We start from the raw sequence: 22,405 nt of genomic DNA, 5'->3' as shown, positions 1-22,405 counted from the left end.
CCTTCGGCAGATCAATGGCCGGCGTGACCACCGGCGTCTTCTTCTTGCGTGGCATACATGCTCCTTGGCAGCATCATGGTATGCCTCTCACACAAAATTTCTGACACCCTCATCACCAACACCGTACTGAGCGGCCAACCGGGCCAAAGCAATGTTGTCCTGCACGCCGAGCTTCTGGAACAGCCGCGCTTTATGGGTATTCACCGTCTTTGCGCTGAGGCTCAGACGACGGGCGATCTCCTCCTGGCGGTGCCCCTGGATCAACAACAAGGCCACCTCCAGTTCGCGCGGCGAAAGCAGGTCGAACGGCGATTCGCCGCCTTCCAGATTGGACAGCGCCAGATTCTGCGCAATGCTGGTCGCCAGGTAGCGCTTGCCGATGGCAACGTCATGCACGGCACGAATCAGCTCTTTCGAATCCCCGCCCTTGCCCACATAGCCGGATGCTCCCGCCTCCAGCAAACGCTTGGGCATCGGCCCGTCTTCCAGCACGGAGACGATGATTACCTTGGTGCCGTGATCGCCTTTGACGATGCGCTCGGTGATCTCCAGGCCACTCAGGCCCGGCAGGTGCAGATCGCAAAGCACGACGTCTGGTTTCAGACGACGGATCTGCGGCAGCGCGACATCTCCGCTGTCCGCTTCACCGATGACTTCAATCCCGGTTTGCCCCGAAAGAATCATCCGAATGCCCGTGCGCACTAACGCGTGGTCATCGATAAGAAAAACGCTGATGGTCATGAAGGATTCCTCGCGGCGAGGTGACAGTTGAAGCCTTGGGCGCGGCAAAATCCGAGCATGCGAGGCGACGGCCCTCCCCCGTCCCTCATGGCAAGGCCATGTGTATTATCAAGCAGAAGTGGCCCAACTGGGCTGTATCGGACACCCGCTCGCAGGAAATGTGTCTGTAGTTTTGAGCATCAGGATGATGCGGTTTATGCGCCTGCGGCTGGCGAGCTCACTATGCCGTTGCAGCCAATACTGTATCCATCAGGTCAATTCGTCCAATGACTTAGGACTTCTCTTACCTTTTCGACAATCCCAATTGCAGTGCGCCTCATGGCGTCGGCAGCGACCAGCGGCGGCGGAACATCACCGTATAGACCCCTGTCACCCAGATCATTGCGGCACACCAGCCACCGAGAATGTCCGAGGGGTAATGCACCCCCAGGTAGACCCGGGACAAGCCTACCGAGACGACAAAACCGCTGACCAGCGCTACCACTGGCCAGCGCCAGCGCGTGCGCCAGGTCAAGAAAACCAGGGTCAGCGCCAGGGTCATCGACCCCATCGCGTGCCCGCTGGGGAAGCTGAACGTGCTCTCCGGCGCAATCGATTCCCACAAGCTCGGGCGTTCACGCTGGAAGATCTGCTTGCTGCCCAGGTTCAATAGCGCCGAACCGATGAAGGCCGTCGCCGCAAATGCGGCCTTGCGCCAATGCCGCCGCAACAGCAGCGCCGCCACGATCAGGATATCCAGGGGGATGACGCCCCATTGATAACCGAGCTTGGACATCAGCACGAAGAAGCCGTTCAGGCCTGGCGTGGCCATCGCATGCATGCGCAGCAACAGGGCTGCATCGAAGTGGAAAGCCTCGGCTTCGTGGATTTCGTCGGCCAGGGCCACGAAACCCGCCAACGGCAGCAGCACACCGATGAACAACACCACCAGCCGCCACGCATTGTGGGCGAGCCAGCGGCGCAGACCGGCAGCTTCGCTCCGGGAATCAACCGGAGCTTCGGGCATAGCGGGTCTCGACATAGTCATCAATCAAGGCGACGAACTCGTGGGCGATGTTGTCACCGCGCAGGGTGATCTTCTTCTCGCCGTCAACGAACACCGGCGCGGCCGGGGTTTCGCCGGTCCCCGGCAGCGAAATGCCGATATTGGCGTGACGCGATTCACCCGGGCCGTTGACGATGCATCCCATCACCGCAAGCGTCATGTTCTCCGCACCGGGATGGCTGACGCGCCATACCGGCATCTTTTCGCGCACGTGATTCTGCACCACCTTGGCCAGCTCCTGGAAGAACTCGGAGGTGGTACGACCGCAGCCGGGGCAAGCGGTGACCATCGGCGTGAAAGCGCGCTGACCGGTGGTCTGCAGCAGTTCCTGGGCGACGATGACTTCCTGCGTGCGCGACTGGCCTGGCTCGGGCGTCAACGAAATGCGGATGGTATCGCCGATGCCTTCCTGCATCAGTACTGCCAGCGCCGCCGACGAAGCGACGATGCCCTTGCTGCCGATGCCGGCTTCGGTCAGGCCCAGGTGCAGGGCGAAGTCCGAGCGCTGCGCCAGATCGCGGTACACCGCGATCAGTTCCTGCACGCCACTGACCTTGGCCGACAACACGATGCGATCGCGCGGCAGGCCCAGTTCAACCGCGGTCTCGGCCGAATCCAACGCCGAGCGGATCAAGGCCTCGCGCAGCACGCGCCCTGCATCCCAAGGCTGCGCACGCTGGCTGTTCTCATCCATCAACTTGGCCGCAAGTGCCTGGTCCAACGAGCCCCAGTTGGCACCGATACGCACCGGCTTGTTGTACTTGATGGCGAATTCGATCAGCTGCGCGAACTGGGTGTCTTTCTTCTTGCCGAAGCCGACGTTGCCCGGATTGATGCGGTACTTGGCCAGCGCCTCGGCGCAGGCCGGTTCAGCGGTCAACAGCTGGTGACCGTTGTAATGGAAGTCGCCGATCAGCGGCACATCGATGCCCATCATCGCCAGCTTCTCGACGATGCGCGGAATGGCCGCAGCCGATTCGGGATTATTGACGGTCAGTCGCACCATCTCCGAGCCCGCGCGCCAGAGTTCAGCCACCTGCTTGACGCTGGCAGCCACATCGGCGGTATCGGTATTGGTCATCGACTGCACCACCACGGGATTGCCTCCGCCCACCTTTACCCCGCCGATGGCGACGGATTGGGTGATACGGCGGGGCCACGCGGTAGCGTCGGTGGGCGGTGTTGGGCGGGTCACGGCGTCATGCATTGCCCATTTTAGCGCGCCAGCCGCCCCCACGGCATGAACCTTGGATTGCGTGGTAGCCACCGCGACAGCATACGATTGCGCCATGGAAACCCGAGATACCTCTTTTCTTCGCACCCTGTGCAGCCTGCGCTGGCTGGCCACCGCAGGCCAGGCCGCCACCATCCTTGTGGCCACCTGGCTGTTGGGCCTTGAACTGCCCCAGGAGCCGCTGTGGGCCGGCGTCGCTGTACTGGCCTTGTTCAACCTGTACGTGCAGCTGCGTGTGCATGACACCGACCCGGCACCGGTTACGGCTTTCGGCCATATCCTTGTCGATGTCACGGTATTGACCTGGATGGTGGGCTGGAGCGGCGGCATCGCCAATCCGTTCGGCTCGCTGTTCCTGATCCTGATCGCACTGGCTGCGCTGGCGCTGCCGCTGCGCTGGACACATGCGGTAGCTGCGGCCTGCGTCGGTGGGTATGCGCTGAGCGCGGTGTTCGGGCTGCCACTGAAGGGGGGCTACTTCGACACGATGAGCCTTCACCTGTGGGGGGCCGCAGCCAATTTCCTGTTGTCCAGCGTGGTGGTACTGGTGTTCTCGACCCGCTTGGCCGCGGCCTTGCGCGAGCGCGAGAACCAGCTGGCGATGTTGCGCGAGCGCTTCGTCCGCAACGAAGGCATTGTCGCCTTGGCCACGCATGCCGCCTCTGTCGCCCATGAACTCAACACGCCGCTGGCGACCATGACCCTGCTCACCGACGACATCGTCGAGCAAGGCGCCGCCACCCCGGAAATGCGCGACGATCTGGAAACCCTGCGTGAGTTGCTGGTGCAGTGCCGGGAGAAAGTGCTGGCATTGGCAGCACCAGCTGAAGGTGCCGGCAGCCGCGCACCGGTATCCATCGCCAGCGTGCTGGAACAATGGCGACTGGTGCGCCCCACCATCCAGTTGCGCCGCAACCCCGACGCCCCGCTGCATCTGAAGCTGGACCCCGGCATCGGCCATCTGCTGCAGGTACTGCTGAACAATGCCGCCGATGCCGGCGAACATGCTGGGCGTGCACAGATCGACTTGGACATCCGCATCCACGAAGGTCAGCTGTATGGCGAAGTACGCGACTACGGCCCCGGCTTCAACGCCAATGATGCCGCCCTGCCCGGCACCTTGTTCAACAGCGGCAAAAGCAATGGCATGGGTGTCGGTCTGGCACTGTCGCATGCCACCATTGAGCGTCTGCACGGCGAATTGTGGATGCGCCCGGCCGAAGGCCAGGGAGCACGCGTCGGCTTTCGCCTGCCGTTGAACAACATCGAGGTAAGTCCATGAATGCTGCTGCCACCCACGGCCTGCTGGTCGATGACGACCCGCTCTACCTGCGCACCTTGCAGCGCACCCTGGCCCGCCGTGGCATCGAAGCAATCACCGCCACCGACATCTCCAGCGCCATGCAACTGGCGACGCAGACACCACCGGCATTCGCACTGATCGACCTGAAGCTGGGCAGCGAATCGGGTTTGAATCTGATCCAGCCGCTGCGCGAGCTGCGCCAGGACATGCGCATTCTGCTGGTCACCGGCTATGCCTCCATCGCTACCGCGGTTGAAGCGATCAAGCTGGGTGCCGATGACTATCTGCCGAAACCGGCGACGGTGCAGATGATCCTGCGCGCGTTGGGCGAGGAAGACGAGGCCGGTGAGGAGCCCGAGGATATTGAACCGCCGGATGCGATGACACCGATCAGCCGCCTGCAGTGGGAGCACATCCAGCAGGCGCTGCATGAAACCGGCGGCAATGTGTCCGCCGCCGCGCGATTGCTCGGCATGCACCGGCGCTCATTGCAGCGCAAGCTGACCAAGCGACCAAGCCCGGAGCGGGACCCGAACAGGTAACCCCGCTTTCGGTAGTGCCGAGCCATGCTCGGCAACGGCCTTCACCGTAGTGCGAAGGGCTTACCCCTCCCCAACCCTCCCCTTGCCTACGGCAAAGGGAGGGAGCAAAAAAAAAGCCGCGCATCTCTGCGCGGCTTTTTCTTCAAACAACAACCCACTGTCAGCGCAGGCGCGCCAACAACTCCCGGGTCATCGGGTCGGCAATCTCCACTGCCTCGCCCTGCACCGCCGGCAACAACTGACTGGCCAGCTGCTTGCCCAGTTCAACACCGAACTGATCGAAGGCATTGATGTCCCAGATCAAGGACTGCACGTACACCGCATGTTCGTACATGGCGATCAAGACGCCCAGCGACTGCGGAGTCAGCGCATCCAGCAGGATCATCGTGCTGGGACGGCCACCCGGGTACTGGCGGTGCGGGTCTTCGCTGTCCTGACCGTTGGCCAAGGCTTCGGTCTGCGCCAGCAGGTTGGCCAGCAAGGCCTGGTGGTTGATCTCGTAGGGATCATCATTGCGCACGCAGCCGATGAAGTCGGCCGGCACGATGCTGGTGCCTTGGTGCAGGGCCTGGAAGAAGCTGTGCTGCACGTCGGTACCCGCACCACCCCACCACACCGACACCGTGTCGCCATCGACAGGGCTGCCATCGCGCTTGACCCGCTTGCCCAGGCTTTCCATCACCAGCTGCTGCAGATAGGCCGGCAACAGCGCCATGCGCTGGTCGTAGGTCATCACCGCATGCGTGGCATAACCCAGCACGTTGCGGTTCCAGATATCGGTCAGCGCGTGCAGCACCGGCAGGTTGCTTGCCAGCGGTGCGCTGGCCGCGTGCGCGTCCATCTGCGCAGCGCCTTCCAGCAGCTGGCCGAAGCGTTCAAAGCCGATTGCCAAGGCAATCGGGAAGCCCACCGCCGACCACAGCGAGTAACGGCCGCCTACCCAGTCCCACATCGGCAGCACGCGCTCGGCGGCGATGTCGAAGGCCTTGGCGGCACGCTCGGGGTTGGCACTGACGGCGTATAGACGCTCGCTGCCACCCAGCCAATCACAGAGGATGCGGCCGTTGAGCAGGGTTTCCTGGGTTCCGAAGGTCTTGGAGATCAGGATGCCGGCAGTGGTCGCCGGGTCCAGCGTCGCCAAAGTACGCTGCATCGCTGCACCGTCGACGTTGGAGACGAAATGCACACGGAAACGCGCACCCGATGCCGGACGCAGCGCATCGGCAACCAGACGCGGGCCCAGGTCCGAACCACCGATGCCGACACTGACGATATCGGTGACGTTGCTGGCTTCCAGCGCCTTGATCAAGGCACCCATCTGAGCCTGCACCGCCACCGCTTCCGCCCGTGCAGCCACTGCAACCGGCGCATCGCTGGCATCGCCGCGCAGCGCGCTGTGCAGCACCGCGCGATCTTCGGTGTGGTTGATCTTCTGGCCAGCGAACAGGCGCTGGAAGCCGCCGGCGACATCGCGCGCGGCGGCCAGTTCCAACAGGGCATCCAAGGCTGCGCGGTCGTACTTCTGCCGCGCGAAGTTCACATACAACGGACCGACTTTCAGCGCCAGGCGCTGCACCCGGTCAGGCTCTGCGGCCATCAGCGAGGGAATGCCGGTGCCCTGCAGACGCTGGGCGTGGGCGTGCAATACGTCGAATCCGTTGTTGGTGATCATGCGGCCTGTGTGGGGATGCTGTCGTTGGTGTGGGAAATGCGGTTGTCGCCGTCAACGTAGACAAGCTTGGGCTTGAAGGTGCTGGCTTCTTCTTCGCTCATGCCGGCGAAGGCAGCGATGATGATGATGTCGCCCACCTGCACGTGGCGCGCTGCGCCGCCGTTGAGCGAGATCACGCCGCTGCCGGCTTCTGCGCGCAGTGCGTAGGTGGTGAAACGGGCACCGTTGGTCACGTCCCAGATGTGCACCTGTTCGAATTCGCGGATGCCGGTCGCCTGCAGCAGGTTGTCGTCGATCGCGATGGAGCCTTCGTAGTTCAGCTCCGAATGGGTGACGGTGGCGCGGTGGATCTTGGTCTTGAGCAGGGAAAGTTGCATGACAATGCCGAAACTGCGTGAGAAAGGGCGCAGTCTAGCACCGGCGCGCGCCCTTGCCCGCACCGCAACATGACCTTTCCCGTGGCGTTTGCCCGGATACAGCAATGGCGCCACAAAGGCGCCATTGGCTGTCATACAGAGGCCTGGTAACGGACAAGCAAAGTCCGCCAAGTGCCCTATTCAGAACTCGCGGCTTCAGAACTCAATGTTGTCGATCAGGCGGGTCGTGCCCAGCTTGGCCGCCACCAGCGCCACGCGGGCACCTTCGTGGCTGGCACCGGGTTCGCTCAGGTCGGGCATGCGCACCACCGCGTAATCCACCAGGTAGCCGGCAGCTTCCAGCTGCGCCGCCGCCTGCTGCTCCACGGCCACACGCTCGGCGCCCCCCAGGTAGGCATCGCGCGCGGCCAGCAGCACCTTGCGGATAACCGTGGCCTGCGGCCGCACATCGGCGGTCAGGTACTGATTGCGCGAGCTCATCGCCAGACCATCGGTCTCGCGCACGATCTCGCCACCAAGGATCTGGATCGGGAACGCCAGGTCGGCCACCATCTGCTGGATCACTGCCAGCTGCTGGTAGTCCTTGCGCCCAAACGCCGCCACGTCCGGCTGCACCTGGTTGAACAGACGGCTCACCACCGTGCAGACACCGTCGAAGTGCCCTGGGCGGTGTGCGCCTTCCAGCAGCGAACTGACACCGGGCACATGCACGTTGGCAGCCAACTCCACGCCAAACGGGTACATCGACTCCACCGTGGGCAGCCACAGCACGTCACAGCCGGCCTTCTCCAAGCCACTGGTGTCGGCCTCGGGCGTGCGCGGGTAACGGGTGAAGTCCTCGTTCGGACCGAACTGGGTCGGGTTGACGAAGACGCTGGAGACCACCTTGTCGGCGTGCTCACGCGCCAGCTTCACCAACGAGTAGTGGCCAGCGTGCAGATTGCCCATGGTCGGCACCAGCGCGACGCGCAGGCCCTCGCGCTTCCAGCCGCTGACAATGGCGCGCAGCCGGGAAAGTTCGGTAACGGTTTCGATCATGATGCGTAAGCGTGTTCTGCGTCGGGGAAGATGCCAGCGCGCACGGCGTCGGCATAGGCACGGACCGCACCGGCCACCGAGCCGCCCTCGGCAAGGAAATCCTTGACGAACTTGGGACGCCGGTGACCGCTGTCCAGACCGAGGAAGTCATGCAGCACCAGCACCTGCCCGTCGCAATCGGGACCGGCGCCAATACCAATGGTGGGAATCGTGATTTCGGCAGTAACGCGGCCGGCGATCGGGGTCGGCACGCATTCCAGCACCAGCAGGCTGGCGCCCGCCTCGGCCACGGCCTTGGAGTCCTCGAGCAACTGCCTGGCAGCATCGCCACGTCCCTGCACGCGGTATCCGCCCAGGCGCAACACCGACTGCGGGGTCAGGCCCAGGTGCGAGCAGACCGGGATTTCGCGCTCGACCAGGTGACGGATGATGTCCAGCTTGAAGCCGGCACCTTCGATCTTGACCATCTCAGCGCCGGCCTGCAGCAGCTTGAGCGAGGCATCCAGCGCGCGCTCGGCGGTGGCGTCAGCGCCAAACGGCAGGTCAGAGATCAACAGCGCGCGCTCCAGCACGCCCGCTACTGCGCGGGTGTGATAGATCATGTCGTCAACGCTGACCGGCAGCGTCGAATCGTGCCCCTGCACCACCATGCCCAGCGAATCGCCGACCAGGATCAAATCCACGCCATTGGCGTCGAAGACACGGGCAAAGCCGGCGTCGTAAGCGGTCAACATGACCAGCTTCTGGCCATTGCGCTTGGCCTCGGCCAATGCGGGTACGGTCCAGGGCTTGCTATCTGCGTGTGTGCTCATGTGGTCATAACGGTGGCTTATGAGCCGACCATTATCCCCCTATCGGGTCGATACCGCAGGTATTGATGCCTACCAATACGTCCCGCACTGTTCCATGGCCCGGAATCAGGGCGTCTGGCGCCACGTCGGCCAGCGGCAGCAGGGCGAAACCGCGCTGGTGCAGGAAGGGGTGTGGCACCTGCAACTGCGGCAGGTCGATCACCTGCTCGGCATATAAGAGCAGGTCCAGATCCAACAGCCGTGGACCCCAATGCTGGCCCGGCTCGCGCACCCGCCCGAACTGCTGCTCGATCGCCAGCAGCTGCTCCAGCAGCTGCGGCGCCGGCAGATCAGTCTGCAGCGCAACGGCGGCATTGATGAAGTCAGGCTGCGCTTCGTTGCCCCAGGCCGGGGTGCGATACAGGCGCGAGCTGGCCAGCAGCTGCACACCCGGCAGCTGCGCCAGCACGTCGATTGCCGCACGCAAGGTGGCAGGCGCGTCCCCAAGGTTCGCGCCCAGCCCGATACACGCTACAACCATCGCTGCTTACTCGCCCGCAGTCGCGCTGCCACCACCGGGACGACGACGGCGACGGCGACGGCGCGGTGCCGTGCCCTCCTCCGCCTCGCCATCGGTATGCACCTGATCCAGTCCCGCCCCCAGGTCGTGCCCGGCCTCGGCCTGGGCGGCGCGCCAGAACGCGATGTCTTCCTGATGCTCGCTGGAAGCAGCCTGACGCAGGGCCAGGAAATCAAACGCAGCACGGAAGCGCGGGTGGCTCAGGGTGCGCAGCACGCGCTTGCGCTGACGGGTACTGAATCGCGATTGCAGCAGCCAGATTTCCTGCATCGGCAACGAGAAGCGACGCGGCAGGGCAATCGTGCTCAGCTGGTGCAGGGTCACCCGGTCGGCGGCACGGCGCTGCGCCTCTTCCGGCGCCAGGCCCTGCTTCTGCAGGCCGATCAGCGCGCGGCAGAAGGCCGGCCACAGCAGCAGCGCGAACAGGAAGGCCGGCGACACCGGCTCCTCGTTGGCGACACGCTCGTCGGTATTGCGCAGGCCTTCAATCAGGATGCGGCGCAGCGCACCAGTGCGGTTGCTCTTCAGCGCAGCGGCGCTTTCCGGGAACAGCACCGCCAGCAGGCCGTAACGCTCCAGCCCTTCGAAGCTGGCCACGCCATGCCCGGACAGGAACAGCTTGAGCACTTCCTCGAACAAGCGCGCCGGCGCGGCCTCGCTCAGCAACGAGGCCAGGCGCGGAATCGGCTCGGCGGTAGCCGCCTCGATCTCGAAGTTGAGCTTGGCCGCCAGACGCACCGCGCGCAGCATGCGCACGGGATCTTCGCGATAGCGCTGCTCCGGATCGCCGATCAGCTTCATCCGGCGTGCCATGACGTCTTCAAAGCCGCCGGTGTAGTCACGCACCGAGAAATCCTCGATGGCGTAATACAGGGCGTTGCAGGTGAAGTCGCGGCGGACTGCGTCGTCCTCGATGGTGCCGTAGACGTTGTCGCGCACCAGCATGCCGTTCTCGACCTCGCGGTCGCCGCTGCCGTCATCGCTGTTGGCGCGGAACGTGGCTACTTCGATGATTTCGCGACCGAACACCACGTGTGCGAGGCGGAAGCGGCGGCCGATCAGGCGGCAGTTGCGGAACAGCTGCTTGACCTGCTCCGGCGTGGCATCCGTGGCCACGTCGAAATCCTTGGGGCGTCCACCTACCAATAGGTCGCGCACCGCGCCACCTACCAGATAGGCGCCGAAGCCGGATTCGCGCAGACGGTAGAGCACCCGCAGCGCATTGGGACTGATATCCCGGCGCGAGATGGTGTGCTGGTCGCGCGGGATCACGCGGACGGTGAACGGCGTTGTAACTATGGAATTGATGTTGGCGCTTCCAGTTGGGTTTACGGGATTGCCGAGCGGCAACCAGATGCATATACTAGCGCGCTCGCCAGACGCGACCAAACGCTCCCTTCGTCTAGTGGTTAGGACGTGGCCCTCTCAAGGCTAAAACAGGGGTTCGAGTCCCCTAGGGAGCGCCAACTCCGTCTGCGAATGCAAAAGCCCCGCCCTGCGGGGTTTTTTGCTTTCTACACCTGCCAGTGCCCCACGGCGCTGGCTCCGGCACGTTTCTTTGCGTCTGCAGCCCTGGCCAATGAGAATGCCCCCGCCCAGCCCCTGCATCCTGATCTAGAATTGCAGGGTTCAAAGCCGGACCCCACCATGCCTTTTGTCGTTACCGAAAACTGCATCAAGTGCAAACACACCGATTGCGTTGAAGTCTGCCCCGTGGACTGCTTCCACGAAGGCCCCAACTTCCTTGTGATCGACCCTGATGAATGCATCGATTGCACGCTGTGCGAGCCCGAATGCCCGGTCAACGCGATCTTCCCGGAAGATGACGTGCCCGCCGGCCAGGAAGGTTTTGTCGCACTCAATGCCGAGCTGGCCAAGGCCTGGCCGGTGCTGACCATCCGTAAAGACCCGCCGGCCGATGCGGCCGAGTGGGACGGCAAGCCGGACAAGCTGAAGCTGCTGGAACGCTGAGCCGCCGCATAGCCAGCCCAACAGCCAGCCAATGAAAAGGGCGCCCGCTTACGCAGGCGCCCTTTTTTATTGCAGAACAGCCGCCTATCAGCCGACCAGCTTGGCCTTCAGCGTTGCGATCAGCTTGGTTGCAGCGGCATCAGTGGCCGGCATGCCGCGCGGATCCACCGCCGAGACATAGGCACCAGCGTCGGTTGCGACCACGCGCACCAGGAAGTTGCTGCCTTCGTAGGCGACATCGTAGGAGCCCAGCAGCTGCGCGCGACTGGCAATGGTCAGGCCTTCGACGCCGGCAAGCGCATCGCCGACCTTGCCGAACACGTCGTCTCGGCTGCCGCTGACGGTGAAACCACTCTGCGACGAGGCCACGGTAGCGGCCGAAGCAGCCGCCGGCTTGGCCGTCGAGGCCAATGCCGGGATCGGCGCCGAGCCCGAGGTGTTGGGCAGGTTCAGATCCGGCGGCACTTCCAGCGGGCGCGCTTCCGGGGCCAGCGCGTAATCGCCGCGCGCACCGCGCTTGAAGAAGCAGCCAGAGGTGGCCACGGCGGTGACTACGCCCAGCAGCACCAGCGAGAACACGCGAACGGTAGAGGTTTGACGCATGGGTGAATCTCCAGAGTTCAAAGGCCGCCGGATCAGCGGCTGGATAGTTCTTCCAACGCACCCACGTCAGCGGCCAGATGATCGGCATGTGCGTGGTATTGCGCGGAAAGCGGGAGCAGCGGCAAGCGCAGCCCATCTCCGATGCCGATGCGCTGCAGCAGCGCCTTGACCGGAATGGGGTTGGACTCGACACCGCAGAAATCGTGGTACGGCTCAAGGCGGGCATCCCAAGCCTCGGCGGCCTCGTGCTGACCGGCACGGGCCAGGTCACACAGGGTGCGGTAGGCGCCAGGCAGCACGTTGGAGCCGACCGAAATCAGGCCATCGGCGCCAGACAACATGGAACGGGCGGCTGAGCCGTCGTCACCACTGAGGATGGCGAAGCTGTCGCTGCGCAGCTCCAGCAGGGCTTTCAGGCGGGTGGTATCGCCCACCGCTTCCTTGATGCCGATGATGTTCGGGTGCGCGGCCAGTTCGGCGACGGTTTCCGGCAGCAGGTCGCAGCCGGTACGCCCGGGCACGTTGTACAGCAGCACCGGCAGGCCGCCCTGCTCGGCCACGGCCAGGTAATGCTGGCGCAGGCCTTCCTGGGTAGGCCGCACATACGGTGGGGTGACCACCAGCGCATGGGTGGCGCCATTGGCGGCCGCGCGTTTGGTCAGGGCAATGGTGCGGGCGGTGCCGGACAGGCCGGTACCGGCCAACACCGGTACCTTGCCGCCAAAGGCGGCAACGGCGCTGCGCAGCAGGCCATCGTATTCATCGTCGGACAGGGTCGAGGCCTCGCCGGTGGAGCCGGCTACCACGACACCCTGCACGCCGCCCTTGAGCTGCTGCGCCAACAGACGCTGCCAGCCGTCGGGATCGAGTGCGCCGTCGGCCTTGAAAGGCGTCGCCAGCGCGGTGATGAGGCCATATATGGACAAAGGGTCAGTCGCTCTTCGTGGGGGTAAAGAAGCCCGCCGAGCGGCGGGTTCGTGACCGAAGGCATGTTACTTGCCGGTCGAAAGCACGGGCAAGTATGCTGGACACCAGCGAACAACCCCCAAACGGTGTTGTTCAGACTCATCTAGCACCCGGAACCACCTTGACCGACACCACGCCGCGGCCGCTGCCGACCGAAAACCACCTCCTGATCAACGCCTATACGACGCATCCGGAGTCTCCCCTGCTGTCCGTCACCCGTCGAATTGCCGACAGCGGCTGCAACCTGGTCGATGCCCGCCTGTCCACGGTAGGCCGCGATGTCTCGGTGACCACCCTGGCCACCGGCTCCTGGGATGCCGTTGCCAAGCTCGAAGCCATGCTGACCCGGCTTGAGCGCGAAGAAAACCTGAAGCTGGTGTGGTACCGCACCGCTGCCAAGCAGGCGCAGTCCAACCTTCTGCCGTATATCGTGGAAGTCGTTGCCGCCGACAAGCCGGGCATCCTGTTCCAGCTGGCCGACTTCTTCGACCGCCAGGGCATCACCATCGAGAACCTGCAGAGCACCCGTTACCAGGCCATGCAGACCGGCGCGGAAATGTTCTCTGCGCAGATCACCATTGGCGTACCCTCCAACATGCACATCGCCGCCTTGCGCGACGATTTCCTCGAGTTCTGCGACCACCTCAACCTGGACGCGATCATGGACCCGATGAAGTTCTGAAATTCGCGCGCCCATCACAGGCGCGCAGCGTTTCATGTAATTGCAATCGAACTACCCCAGGCTCCGGAAAGAATCTGATGAACATCGGCGATACCCTGGACCGAAACACCCTAGCCCTGCCACTGGCCCTGTCCGGCGGCACCACTACCAGCCTCGGCGAACTCGCCGGCCAATGGTTGGTGTTGTACTTCTACCCAAAGGACAGCACCCCCGGCTGCACCACCGAAGGCCTGGATTTCAATGCGCTGCTGCCCAAGTTCAAACGTGCAGGCGCACAGGTGTTCGGCATCTCCCGCGACTCTGTGAAGTCGCACGACAACTTCTGCGCCAAGCAGGGTTTCAAGTTCCCACTGATCAGTGACACCGATGAAGCGCTATGCACCGCCTTCGACGTGATCAAGATGAAGAACATGTACGGCAAGCAGGTGCGTGGCATCGAACGCAGCACCTTCCTGATCTCTCCTGACAGCCAGCTCGTGCAGGAATGGCGCAAGGTCAAAGTCGCCGGCCATGCCGATGCCGTGCTTGAAGCACTGAAGGCCGCTCAAACCAAGTGACCCACATCCCGTTCCAACCCATGTCATCGCCCTGCTCTGCAGGTGCGATGGCGTGACCCTGTCCCGCCACCAGGAATCGACGATGACCCGAGGCAAGCGCATCTATGTACTGGATACCAACGTGCTGATGCACGATCCGACCGCGCTGTTCAAATTCGAGGAACATGATGTCTACCTGCCCATGCAGGTGATCGAGGAGCTGGACAACGGCAAGAAGGGCACCACCGAAGCGAGCCGCAACGCCCGCCAGGTGAGCCGCTTCCTCAATGAGCTGATCGAACAAGCCGGCATTGGCAGCGTGCAGAACGGCGTGCCACTGGCGCGACCCAAGGGCCTGCAGCTGCGCGGCGCGCAGAGCGCCGGCAACCTCTACTTCCAGACCAGCCACTTCGAGGCCGGCAAGAGCTTCGGCAAGGTGATCCCGGACAACGCCATCCTCGGCGCGATCCTGGCATTGAAGGAAGAACACCCGGAAACCCCGGTGGTGTTCATCTCCAAGGACATCAACCTGCGGATCAAGGCGGCGATTGCCGGCATCGATTCGGAAGATTACGAAAACGACCGCGCGCTGGACGATTTCAGCCTGCTCTACACCGGCGCCACCGTGCTGCCGGAAGATTTCTGGAAGAAGCACAGCGAAAGCCTGCGCAGCTGGAGCGACAAGGGCCGCACAAGCTACGAAATCCAGGCCGCCGACGACGAAGACTGGCATCCAAACCAGTACGCCTACCTGGCCGGCGATGACGAAGTAGAACTCAAGGTCAGCAAGGTCGAAGGCGACGGCCGCATCACCTTGTCGGTGGTCAACGACTTCCGCCATGGCTCTCATTCGGTCTGGGGCATCACCGCGCGCAACCGCGAGCAGAACTTCGCCCTCAATGCACTGATGGACCCGGAGATCGACTTCGTCACCCTGCTCGGCACTGCTGGCACCGGCAAAACCCTGCTCGCCCTGGCCGCCGGCCTGGCGCAGACCATGGACACGCAGCGTTACCGCGAGATCATCATGACCCGCGCCACCGTCAGCGTGGGCGAGGACATCGGCTTCCTGCCCGGCACCGAAGAAGAAAAGATGACGCCGTGGATGGGCGCACTTACCGACAACCTGGAAGTACTCACCCACAACCAGGACGGCGGCGCCTGGGGCCGCGCAGCCACCAATGACCTGCTCGCCAGCCGGATCAAGATCCGCTCGATGAACTTCATGCGCGGCCGCACCTTCCTGTCGCGCTACCTGATCCTGGACGAGGCGCAGAACCTCACCCCGAAGCAGATGAAGACGTTGATCACCCGCGCCGGCCCCGGCACCAAGATCGTCTGCCTGGGCAACGTCGAGCAGATCGACACGCCCTACCTCACCGAAACCACCTCCGGCCTCACCTATGCGGTGGACCGTTTCAAGAATTGGCCGCACAGTGCACACATCACACTGCGCCGGGGCGAACGCTCGCGTCTGGCCGATTACGCTTCGGAGGTTCTGTGAAACATCTGCACACGCTGTCCCTGCTGGCTGCGGCAACACTCACCCTGGCAGCCTGCACGCCGTCGAACACGCGCCCCGGCAGCGTGCCGACGGCGGTCAAGACGGGACAGTCCTGGGTCGTCACCCGCCCCGTGGTCGCCGCGCAGGTGCTGGACACCTGCTCGCGCGACAGCCCCGCCAAACACGCCGGTGAAGTCACCGGCTACTGGGCGCCCAGCCGCGCCGATATCGACGCACTGGAAAGCCAGCTGGCACAACTGCAACCCAGCATTGCCGAGCCAGCCCTGTCCGGCCGGCAGTACGTGGGCTTCGAGTCCAGCGGCAAACGCCTGATCTACATCAACGCCTTCACCCTGCCCGACCACAGCGACATCAACCCGGCCCGCGAAGCAATCCGCGTCTGCGATGGTGGCGCGCAGTTCTGGGGTGCTGTGTACGACCCGCAGGCCGGCACGTTCTCCAGCATCGAGCGCAACGGCGCGCTGTCCAAGCCCTGATCCGGCGTCGGCATGAAGGTCCGTCTGCCCACCTGGGTCTGGATTGGCGCCATCGTGCTGTCCTGCGTGGCCGGCATCGTCAACGTTGTCGGCTTCCTGGGGTTTGAACACCAGGCCGTCAGCCACCTCACCGGCAGCACCAGCCAGCTCGGCATTGCCCTTGCGCATGCCGACTGGCGCTCGGTCGGACACCTGTGGGGTCTGCTGATTGCCTTTGCGCTGGGCGCGATGCTCAGCGGGCTGATCATCCAGGACAGCACCCTGCAACTCGGCCGCCGCTACGGCATCGCACTGGCACTGGAATCGGTCTTGTTGTTGCTGGCGATCCCGCTGTTCAAGCAACAGCAGGTCTGGGGCGCACTGGCCGCCGCGATGGCCTGCGGGTTGCAGAACGCGCTGGCCACCACCTTCAGCGGCGCGGTAGTGCGCACCACCCACCTCAGCGGCATGTTCACCGACCTCGGCATCGGCCTGGGCCATCTGCTGCGCGGCCTGCCGGTGCCGATGCACCGGCTGACCTTGAGCGGCTTGATCATTGGCGGCTTTTTGGCCGGCGGCATAGTGGGCGCATGGCTGTTCGCGCGCTGGCAATACGACGCCCTGCTTGTCCCAGCCGTACTGACCGGACTCAGCGGCCTGGGTTATGTGCTGTACCGGCAATGGGCCATGCGCAGGCAAGCCTGAGGCAGGCCAGCGGCAAACCCTGCACAATCGGCGCATGAGTCCTTCCACGCCCGTTTCCGTCCTCACCATCGCCGGCTCCGATTCCGGCGGTGGTGCCGGCATCCAAGCCGACCTCAAGGCCTTTGCCGCCCACCGCGTGCACGGCCTGTCGGCGATAGCCGCCCTCACTGCACAGCACACCCGCGGCGTTACAGCCGTGCACGTGCCACCGCTGCCATTCCTGCAGGCGCAGCTTGATGCCTGCTTCGACGATTTCGACATCCATGCGGTCAAGCTCGGGATGCTTGCCAACGCCGATGTGATCCACCTGGTTGCCGATGTCCTTGAACAGCGATGCCCTACCCATATCGTGCTCGATCCGGTAATGGTCGCCACAAGCGGTGCCAAACTGCTTGAAGACAACGCCCTGCGCGCGATGCGCGAACGCCTGCTGCCACTGGCCACCCTGCTGACACCCAACACACCCGAAGCAGAACTCCTGCTTGGCCGCAGCATCAGCAACGGCGACGAGGCCGAAGATGCGGCTGCCGCGCTGATCGAGATGGGCGCTGGTGCAGTACTACTCAAAGGCGGCCACCTACGGGAAGGCAACCGCGTCGTTGATCGTTACTTCGACGGTGTCAGCCGCGAGGACTTCAGCCACGCCAGACTGCCGGTGGATGCGCATGGTACCGGCTGCACACTGGCCTCGGCCATCGCGGCGCAACTGTGCTGCGGGCTGTCGCTGGCCAATGCCTGCGAAGCCGCCATCGATTACGTCGCGCGCTGCTTGCAGGGCGGCTATCACCCCGGCCGCAGCGAAGTGATGGTGCTCGATCACTTCGGCGCGGCGCGACCGGCATGAACGCGGACATCGCAATCCATGAGACGCAGGCGCTGCAGGTCAGCAGCACCGATGGCCACCGCTTCGAACTGCTGACCTACCTGCCCGCGCAACCCCGCGCCTGCCTGCTATGGCTGCCAGCACTTGGCGTGGCAGCGCGCCACTACCAAGCGTATGCCGAAGCACTCGCCGCCAACAACATTGCCGTGTTCCTGCACGAATGGCGCGGCAATGGCAGCAGCAACCTGCGGCCTGACCGCAACCACGACTGGGGCTACAAGGAGCTGCTACAACTTGATCTGCCTGCGGCTGAAGCCGCCGTACATGCCGCCCTGCCCGGCCTGCCGTTCCGGCTTGGCGGACACAGCCTCGGCGGCCAGCTCAGCTGCTGCTATGCCGGCATGCGCGATGCCGAGCTTGATGCGCTGTGGCTGGTCGCCAGCGGCACGCCGTGGTGGCGAAGCTTTCCTGCGCCACGCGGCTGGCTGCTGCCCTTGGCCTATCGCTTCCTGCCATGGCTTGCGCAGCGTAACGGCTCCCTGCCCGGCCGCCGCGTCGGATTCGGCGGCACCGAAGCACGCGGACTGATACGCGACTGGGCGCGCGTGGGCCTCAGCAATCACTACGCCGCACAGGGAATGCCGATCGACCTTGAAGCTGGCATGCGCCACATCAGCGCAACGACGCGGGCGGTGGTACTGGAAAGCGATTGGTTGGCGCCGATCAGCTCGATGCAGCAGTTGCTGGCCAAGCTTCCGGCGTCGACACGCAGCTTGAAAGTACTCTCATCGCGCGAACTGGGCGTGCGCGCCGACCACTTTCAGTGGATGAAATCACCACAGAACGTGGCTGCGGCATTGATTCATCCCGAAGATTAAGAAATTTTCACAAAAGCGTTGACGCAAACGTCTCAAATCCGCATAATCTCGCTCCTGGCAACGAGGCGCTCGTAGCTCAGTTGGATAGAGTACCTGGCTACGAACCAGGTGGTCGGGAGTTCGAATCTCTCCGAGCGCACCAATACTAAAAACAGCAGGCATTGCCTGCTGTTTTTTTATGCGCGTTTTTTGACGGCAATTCAAACTGCCGGAATGTTGTGCCGAGCCATGCTCGGCAGAGGCAGTCCCGGTAATGCCCCATGCCGAGCATGGCTCGGCACTACAACCCACCACGAGCCGCTCAGCGCTGCAGGAGCGCAAACACTGTAGTGCCGAGCCATGCTCGGCAGAGGTGGTACCGGTAATGCCCCATGCCGAGCACGGCTCGGCACTAAAACCCACTACGCGCCGCCCAGCGCTACAGGAGCGCAAACACTGTAGTGCCGAACCATGCGCGGCTGAGGCCGCACAGGGAAAGCGCCAGCCGAGCATGGCTCGGCACTACGGTGAAAAATTTCCAGCGATACGACTGCACTCAACAATCGCGCACCACCATCTCGGTACGACACAACATCCGCCCGCGGCCGGCTGCGAAGAGAAACTCAAAGACACCGCCAATGAAAAAACTGCGGACACAAAAAAGCCCCTTTTCAGGGGCTTTTTTGAAACTGGCGGAGTGAGAGGGATTCGAACCCTCGATAGAGCTTTTAACCCTATACTCCCTTAGCAGGGGAGCCCCTTCAGCCACTCGGGCATCACTCCGTTTCTCTTGCCCCGCTGCGTGTATTCAGTAGCGGGGCGCGAAGAATAACGTTAAACGGGGTGAAAGGTAAACCCTTATTCGGAAGTTTCTTCACTTCCCGGGGTCGCGGGCTCATCACCACGCTGGATACGCTGGAAAATCTCCTCGCGATGGACAGCAACATCCTTCGGCGCGGTGATACCGATACGTACCTGGTTGCCCTTGACGCCGAGCACGGTCACGCTGACCGAGTCGCCGATCATCAAGGTTTCGCCTACTCGGCGAGTCAGGATCAACATTGTGTAAATCTCCATGGAACCGGTGGGTTTCCCACCGGCATTGGCGCGCTTCGAGCTATGCGCCCCACGACAAAGGGGAAAAGACTCCCAATGTTACCGTCAGGGCGCAAACACCTTCAAGGTGCGCGACTTGTCACATTCAGGCCAGATGCGGCTTGACCCATGCCACGACGCCCTCAAGGGCCGCCACCAGCTTGGGACCATCCTCACCGCCACCCTGGGCCATGTCCGGACGGCCACCGCCCTTGCCGCCGATCTGGGCCGCGACGTGGGCCAACAGCTCGCCCGCCTTCACCTTACCCAGCGCAGCGCCATTGACGCCAGCAACCAGCGCCGCCTTGCCGTCCTGCACGCCTGCCAGAACGATGATGGCGTCACCCAGCTGCTGCTTCAGACGGTCGATCGCATCGCGCAGCGCCTTGGCGTCGAAGCCTTCCAAGCGCACCGCCAGCACCTTCACACCGGCCACATCCACCGCCGAGCTGCCGAGGTCCGCAGTAGCGCCAGAGGCAACCTTGGCCTTCAGGGCTTCCAGCTCGCGCTCCAGCTTCTTCTGGCGCTGACCGAGCTGGCGGATCTTGTCGACCACGTCACCGGCACTTCCGCCGAGCAGCTGCGCCGCTTCGTGCAGGCGCGCCTCTTCGTCGGCCACATAGTCCAGCGCGCCCTGCCCGGTCACCGCCTCGATACGGCGCACACCCGAGGACACACCGCCCTCGGAGGTGATCTTGAACAGGCCGATGTCACCGGTACGCGAAACGTGGGTACCGCCGCACAGCTCGGTGGAGTATTCCCCCATCTTCAGCACGCGCACGTTCTCGCCGTACTTCTCACCGAACAGCGCCATCGCACCGAAGTCCAAAGCCTCCTGCATGCCCATGTTGTGCACTTCGGCAGCGTTGTTGGCACGCACCTGCTCATTGACCTTGCGCTCGATGACCGCCAGCTCCTCAGCGCTGATCGGCTGGAAGTGCGAGAAGTCGAAGCGCAGACGATCCGGCGCCACCAGCGAGCCCTTCTGCTGCACGTGGGTGCCCAGCACTTCGCGCAGGGCGGCGTGCAACAGATGGGTAGCGGAGTGGTTGAGGATGGTGGCGCTGCGGCGCGCGGCATCGACGGCACCGGCCAGCACGTCGCCAACCTTCAGGGCGCCCTGCTCCAGCTTGCCGACATGGCCGTGGAACTGGCCAGCGAACTTCTGCGTGTCGCTCACTGCCAGCTTGACGCCATTGGCCGACAGCACGCCGGTATCACCGACCTGGCCACCGGACTCAGCGTAGAACGGGGTCTGCGCGGTGAACACGATGACCTCGTCACCGGCCTGCACGGCATCGACCGGGCGACCATCCTTGATCAGCGCGACGACCTTCAGGCCATCGGCCTGCAAGCGGTCGTAACCGAGGAACACGGTCGGGCTGAGGCTGGCAACGAGCTCAGCGGAGAGCGTCACGCCACCACCGAACTTGCCGGCCGCACGCGCGGTTTCGCGCTGGTGCTCCATCGAGGCGTCAAAGCCCGCCATGTCCACCGTCATGCCGCGTTCGCGGGCGATGTCGGCAGTCAGGTCGACCGGGAAGCCGTAGGTGTCATACAGACGGAATGCGTCGACGCCCGGGATGATGCCATCGCTGACCTTGGCCGCGACGTCATCGAAAATCTTCATGCCCGAATCGAGGGTTTCAGCGAAACGCTCTTCTTCGGCCAGCAAAGCGCGCACCACGGTGTCAGCCTGTGCAGGCAGTTCCGGATAGGCCTCGCCCATCTGCTCAATCAGGGTGGGCACCAGCTTGTTGAAGAACGGCTGGCGCACGCCCAGCATCCAGCCATGGCGCAGGGCGCGGCGGATGATGCGGCGCAGGACATAGCCCCGACCTTCGTTGGACGGCAGCACGCCATCGACGATCAGGAACGAGCACGCGCGGATGTGATCGGCGATCACACGCAGCGACTTGTTCTCCAGGTCGGCCATGCCGGTCAGCTCGGACGCCTTGCGGATCAGCGCCTGGAACAGATCGATCTCATAGTTGGTGTGCACGTGCTGCAGGATCGCCGCCAGGCGCTCCAGGCCCATGCCGGTATCCACGCACGGAGCCGGCAGCGGCTGCAGCGAGCCATCGGGCTGGCGGTCGAACTGCATGAACACCAGGTTCCAGATCTCGATGAAGCGGTCGCCGTCTTCGTCCGGCGAGCCCGGCGGGCCACCGGCGATGTGGTCGCCATGGTCATAGAAGATCTCGGTGCAGGGACCGCAGGGACCGGTATCGGCCATCTGCCAGAAGTTGTCAGATGCGAACGGCGCGCCCTTGTTGTCGCCGATGCGCACGATGCGCGATTCCGGGATGCCGATCATGTCGCGCCACAGCGCGTAGGCCTCGTCATCGGTCTGGTAAACGGTGACCAGCAGGCGGTCGGCCGGCAGCTTCCAGACCTGGGTCAGCAGTTCCCATGCCCAGGCAATGGCGTCCTTTTTGAAGTAATCACCGAAGGACCAGTTACCCAGCATTTCGAAGAAGGTGTGGTGGCGGGCGGTATAGCCGACCTGGTCCAGATCGTTGTGCTTGCCACCGGCACGCAGGCAGCGCTGGACGTCGGCCGCGCGCACATAGCTGCGTTTTTCCGCGCCAAGGAACACGTCCTTGAACTGCACCATGCCGGAATTGGTGAACAGCAGGGTCGGGTCATTGCCCGGCACCAGGGGTGCCGACGGCACGATGGTGTGGCCTTTGCCCTTGAAGAATTCGAGGAAGTCAGCGCGGATCTGGGAGGTAGTAAATTTGGCAGGTGTATTCATGGGGACTGGCGGTAAGCTGGCAAGCGGGTCCCGGCAGCCTTTGCGGGCGCGGGAATTCGGGACAACCGAAACCCGGAAAGGGTATCAGGCCCAGCCCGCCCAGTCC

The 22,405-nt window shown here is 63.8% G+C and carries 23 protein-coding genes and 3 tRNA genes; 12 read left to right on the top strand and 14 right to left on the bottom strand.

Going from position 1 to position 22,405, the window contains the following annotated elements:
- Positions 1–87: 87 nt before the first annotated feature.
- The 3 genes from ACVOLS_RS07005 to ispG form a co-directional block, all read right to left on the bottom strand.
- On the bottom strand, positions 88–741 hold the full coding sequence (locus tag ACVOLS_RS07005; protein WP_481545005.1) for a response regulator: 654 nt from the start codon (positions 739–741) through the stop codon (positions 88–90).
- A gap of 316 nt (positions 742–1,057) precedes the next feature.
- Positions 1,058–1,747 (bottom strand): phosphatase PAP2 family protein, encoded by a 690-nt coding sequence (locus ACVOLS_RS07000; protein ID WP_481545004.1) that lies wholly within the window; start codon positions 1,745–1,747, stop codon positions 1,058–1,060.
- Complete coding sequence (gene ispG, locus ACVOLS_RS06995) at positions 1,728–2,993, bottom strand: flavodoxin-dependent (E)-4-hydroxy-3-methylbut-2-enyl-diphosphate synthase (protein WP_481545003.1); 1,266 nt, start codon at positions 2,991–2,993, stop codon at positions 1,728–1,730. Before ispG ends, ACVOLS_RS07000 begins: the two co-directional genes overlap by 20 nt.
- Positions 2,994–3,075: 82 nt before the next feature.
- Here ispG and ACVOLS_RS06990 point away from each other — a divergent pair, with 82 nt between their 5' ends.
- Both ACVOLS_RS06990 and ACVOLS_RS06985 read left to right on the top strand, forming a co-directional pair.
- On the top strand, positions 3,076–4,302 hold the full coding sequence (locus ACVOLS_RS06990; RefSeq protein ID WP_481529391.1) for an ATP-binding protein: 1,227 nt from the start codon (positions 3,076–3,078) through the stop codon (positions 4,300–4,302).
- The gene (locus tag ACVOLS_RS06985) at positions 4,299–4,865 is read left to right on the top strand and encodes a response regulator transcription factor (RefSeq protein ID WP_481545002.1); all 567 of its coding nucleotides are present in this window, start codon (positions 4,299–4,301) and stop codon (positions 4,863–4,865) included. The genes ACVOLS_RS06990 and ACVOLS_RS06985 overlap by 4 nt, the downstream gene beginning before the upstream one ends.
- 160 nt (positions 4,866–5,025) lie before the next feature.
- Here the strand turns inward: ACVOLS_RS06985 and pgi are convergent, their stop codons facing one another.
- The 6 genes from pgi to pcnB all read right to left on the bottom strand — a co-directional run bounded on the left by pgi (position 5,026) and on the right by pcnB (position 10,673).
- Positions 5,026–6,537 carry a glucose-6-phosphate isomerase gene (gene pgi / locus ACVOLS_RS06980; RefSeq protein ID WP_481545001.1) on the bottom strand — a complete coding sequence of 504 codons (1,512 nt, stop codon included), beginning with the start codon at positions 6,535–6,537 and terminating at the stop codon, positions 5,026–5,028.
- Positions 6,534–6,914 carry an aspartate 1-decarboxylase gene (panD, locus tag ACVOLS_RS06975; RefSeq protein ID WP_282268181.1) on the bottom strand — a complete coding sequence of 127 codons (381 nt, stop codon included), beginning with the start codon at positions 6,912–6,914 and terminating at the stop codon, positions 6,534–6,536. Before panD ends, pgi begins: the two co-directional genes overlap by 4 nt.
- Positions 6,915–7,109: 195 nt before the next feature.
- Positions 7,110–7,952: a pantoate--beta-alanine ligase gene (gene panC / locus ACVOLS_RS06970; RefSeq protein WP_481534954.1), complete on the bottom strand. Its 843-nt coding sequence runs from the start codon at positions 7,950–7,952 to the stop codon at positions 7,110–7,112.
- Positions 7,949–8,764 (bottom strand): 3-methyl-2-oxobutanoate hydroxymethyltransferase, encoded by an 816-nt coding sequence (panB, locus tag ACVOLS_RS06965; RefSeq protein WP_481545000.1) that lies wholly within the window; start codon positions 8,762–8,764, stop codon positions 7,949–7,951. The genes panC and panB overlap by 4 nt, the downstream gene beginning before the upstream one ends.
- A gap of 31 nt (positions 8,765–8,795) precedes the next feature.
- A complete protein-coding gene (folK, locus tag ACVOLS_RS06960) occupies positions 8,796–9,284 on the bottom strand; it encodes a 2-amino-4-hydroxy-6-hydroxymethyldihydropteridine diphosphokinase (protein WP_481544999.1) in 489 nt (162 codons plus the stop codon).
- A gap of 6 nt (positions 9,285–9,290) precedes the next feature.
- Complete coding sequence (pcnB, locus tag ACVOLS_RS06955) at positions 9,291–10,673, bottom strand: polynucleotide adenylyltransferase PcnB (RefSeq protein ID WP_481544998.1); 1,383 nt, start codon at positions 10,671–10,673, stop codon at positions 9,291–9,293.
- Positions 10,674–10,714: 41 nt separating this feature from the next.
- Here pcnB and ACVOLS_RS06950 point away from each other — a divergent pair.
- A tRNA-Glu gene (locus tag ACVOLS_RS06950) sits at positions 10,715–10,789 on the top strand.
- A 181-nt stretch (positions 10,790–10,970) separates the two neighbouring features.
- Positions 10,971–11,294 carry a ferredoxin FdxA gene (gene fdxA / locus ACVOLS_RS06945; RefSeq protein WP_481509654.1) on the top strand — a complete coding sequence of 108 codons (324 nt, stop codon included), beginning with the start codon at positions 10,971–10,973 and terminating at the stop codon, positions 11,292–11,294.
- Positions 11,295–11,381: 87 nt separating this feature from the next.
- On the opposite strand, the gene ACVOLS_RS06940 is transcribed toward fdxA, so the two are convergent.
- Positions 11,382–11,897, bottom strand: a complete 516-nt coding sequence (locus tag ACVOLS_RS06940; protein WP_481544997.1) for a hypothetical protein — start codon at positions 11,895–11,897, stop codon at positions 11,382–11,384.
- A 32-nt stretch (positions 11,898–11,929) separates the two neighbouring features.
- Positions 11,930–12,823 carry a 4-hydroxy-tetrahydrodipicolinate synthase gene (dapA, locus tag ACVOLS_RS06935; protein WP_481544996.1) on the bottom strand — a complete coding sequence of 298 codons (894 nt, stop codon included), beginning with the start codon at positions 12,821–12,823 and terminating at the stop codon, positions 11,930–11,932.
- Between the two features lie 95 nt (positions 12,824–12,918).
- Between dapA and ACVOLS_RS06930 the strand changes: the two genes are divergently transcribed.
- The 8 genes from ACVOLS_RS06930 (at position 12,919) to ACVOLS_RS06895 (ending at position 18,609) form a co-directional block, all read left to right on the top strand.
- Positions 12,919–13,545, top strand: a complete 627-nt coding sequence (locus ACVOLS_RS06930) for a glycine cleavage system transcriptional repressor (protein ID WP_481514875.1) — start codon at positions 12,919–12,921, stop codon at positions 13,543–13,545.
- A gap of 77 nt (positions 13,546–13,622) precedes the next feature.
- Positions 13,623–14,102 (top strand): peroxiredoxin, encoded by a 480-nt coding sequence (locus ACVOLS_RS06925; protein WP_481544995.1) that lies wholly within the window; start codon positions 13,623–13,625, stop codon positions 14,100–14,102.
- Between the two features lie 82 nt (positions 14,103–14,184).
- The gene (locus ACVOLS_RS06920; RefSeq protein WP_282267591.1) at positions 14,185–15,585 is read left to right on the top strand and encodes a PhoH family protein; all 1,401 of its coding nucleotides are present in this window, start codon (positions 14,185–14,187) and stop codon (positions 15,583–15,585) included.
- Positions 15,586–15,590: 5 nt separating this feature from the next.
- A complete protein-coding gene (locus ACVOLS_RS06915; RefSeq protein ID WP_282267607.1) occupies positions 15,591–16,082 on the top strand; it encodes a hypothetical protein in 492 nt (163 codons plus the stop codon).
- A 12-nt stretch (positions 16,083–16,094) separates the two neighbouring features.
- On the top strand, positions 16,095–16,766 hold the full coding sequence (locus ACVOLS_RS06910) for a YoaK family protein (protein ID WP_481544994.1): 672 nt from the start codon (positions 16,095–16,097) through the stop codon (positions 16,764–16,766).
- 34 nt (positions 16,767–16,800) lie between these two features.
- On the top strand, positions 16,801–17,610 hold the full coding sequence (gene thiD, locus ACVOLS_RS06905) for a bifunctional hydroxymethylpyrimidine kinase/phosphomethylpyrimidine kinase (RefSeq protein WP_481544993.1): 810 nt from the start codon (positions 16,801–16,803) through the stop codon (positions 17,608–17,610).
- The gene (locus ACVOLS_RS06900) at positions 17,607–18,467 is read left to right on the top strand and encodes an alpha/beta hydrolase family protein (RefSeq protein ID WP_481544992.1); all 861 of its coding nucleotides are present in this window, start codon (positions 17,607–17,609) and stop codon (positions 18,465–18,467) included. Before thiD ends, ACVOLS_RS06900 begins: the two co-directional genes overlap by 4 nt.
- 65 nt (positions 18,468–18,532) lie before the next feature.
- Positions 18,533–18,609 (top strand) — tRNA-Arg (locus ACVOLS_RS06895).
- 527 nt (positions 18,610–19,136) lie between these two features.
- On the opposite strand, the gene ACVOLS_RS06890 is transcribed toward ACVOLS_RS06895, so the two are convergent.
- From ACVOLS_RS06890 to alaS, 3 genes are all read right to left on the bottom strand, one after another.
- Positions 19,137–19,229 (bottom strand) — tRNA-Ser (locus ACVOLS_RS06890).
- A gap of 75 nt (positions 19,230–19,304) precedes the next feature.
- Positions 19,305–19,508: a carbon storage regulator CsrA gene (gene csrA, locus ACVOLS_RS06885; protein ID WP_057628248.1), complete on the bottom strand. Its 204-nt coding sequence runs from the start codon at positions 19,506–19,508 to the stop codon at positions 19,305–19,307.
- A 139-nt stretch (positions 19,509–19,647) separates the two neighbouring features.
- Entirely contained in the window at positions 19,648–22,299 is a 2,652-nt protein-coding gene (gene alaS / locus ACVOLS_RS06880; protein WP_481544991.1) for an alanine--tRNA ligase, read from the bottom strand.
- Between the last annotated feature and the right edge of the window lie 106 nt (positions 22,300–22,405).

This window comes from Stenotrophomonas sp. STEN038 (assembly GCF_056759895.1).
Note: the sequence above shows the minus strand (reverse complement) of the source record. Positions and strands in the feature narration are given on the sequence as shown.

Bases quoted from the DNA above. Each gene is read 5' to 3' on its own strand.
- pgi (WP_481545001.1), bottom strand. From the start codon at position 6,537: ATGATCACCAACAACGGATTCGACGTATTGCACGCCCACGCCCAGCGT.
- ACVOLS_RS07000 (WP_481545004.1), bottom strand. From the start codon at position 1,747: ATGCCCGAAGCTCCGGTTGATTCCCGGAGCGAAGCTGCCGGTCTGCGC.
- ACVOLS_RS06985 (WP_481545002.1), top strand. From the start codon at position 4,299: ATGAATGCTGCTGCCACCCACGGCCTGCTGGTCGATGACGACCCGCTC.
- ACVOLS_RS06940 (WP_481544997.1), bottom strand. From the start codon at position 11,897: ATGCGTCAAACCTCTACCGTTCGCGTGTTCTCGCTGGTGCTGCTGGGC.
- panD (WP_282268181.1), bottom strand. From the start codon at position 6,914: ATGCAACTTTCCCTGCTCAAGACCAAGATCCACCGCGCCACCGTCACC.
- ACVOLS_RS06925 (WP_481544995.1), top strand. From the start codon at position 13,623: ATGAACATCGGCGATACCCTGGACCGAAACACCCTAGCCCTGCCACTG.
- ACVOLS_RS06930 (WP_481514875.1), top strand. From the start codon at position 12,919: ATGCTGGACACCAGCGAACAACCCCCAAACGGTGTTGTTCAGACTCAT.
- ACVOLS_RS06920 (WP_282267591.1), top strand. From the start codon at position 14,185: ATGACCCGAGGCAAGCGCATCTATGTACTGGATACCAACGTGCTGATG.
- ACVOLS_RS06910 (WP_481544994.1), top strand. From the start codon at position 16,095: ATGAAGGTCCGTCTGCCCACCTGGGTCTGGATTGGCGCCATCGTGCTG.
- panC (WP_481534954.1), bottom strand. From the start codon at position 7,952: ATGATCGAAACCGTTACCGAACTTTCCCGGCTGCGCGCCATTGTCAGC.
- csrA (WP_057628248.1), bottom strand. From the start codon at position 19,508: ATGTTGATCCTGACTCGCCGAGTAGGCGAAACCTTGATGATCGGCGAC.
- alaS (WP_481544991.1), bottom strand. From the start codon at position 22,299: ATGAATACACCTGCCAAATTTACTACCTCCCAGATCCGCGCTGACTTC.
- thiD (WP_481544993.1), top strand. From the start codon at position 16,801: ATGAGTCCTTCCACGCCCGTTTCCGTCCTCACCATCGCCGGCTCCGAT.
- ACVOLS_RS07005 (WP_481545005.1), bottom strand. From the start codon at position 741: ATGACCATCAGCGTTTTTCTTATCGATGACCACGCGTTAGTGCGCACG.
- panB (WP_481545000.1), bottom strand. From the start codon at position 8,764: ATGAGCACACACGCAGATAGCAAGCCCTGGACCGTACCCGCATTGGCC.
- ACVOLS_RS06900 (WP_481544992.1), top strand. From the start codon at position 17,607: ATGAACGCGGACATCGCAATCCATGAGACGCAGGCGCTGCAGGTCAGC.
- fdxA (WP_481509654.1), top strand. From the start codon at position 10,971: ATGCCTTTTGTCGTTACCGAAAACTGCATCAAGTGCAAACACACCGAT.
- folK (WP_481544999.1), bottom strand. From the start codon at position 9,284: ATGGTTGTAGCGTGTATCGGGCTGGGCGCGAACCTTGGGGACGCGCCT.
- ispG (WP_481545003.1), bottom strand. From the start codon at position 2,993: ATGCATGACGCCGTGACCCGCCCAACACCGCCCACCGACGCTACCGCG.
- ACVOLS_RS06990 (WP_481529391.1), top strand. From the start codon at position 3,076: ATGGAAACCCGAGATACCTCTTTTCTTCGCACCCTGTGCAGCCTGCGC.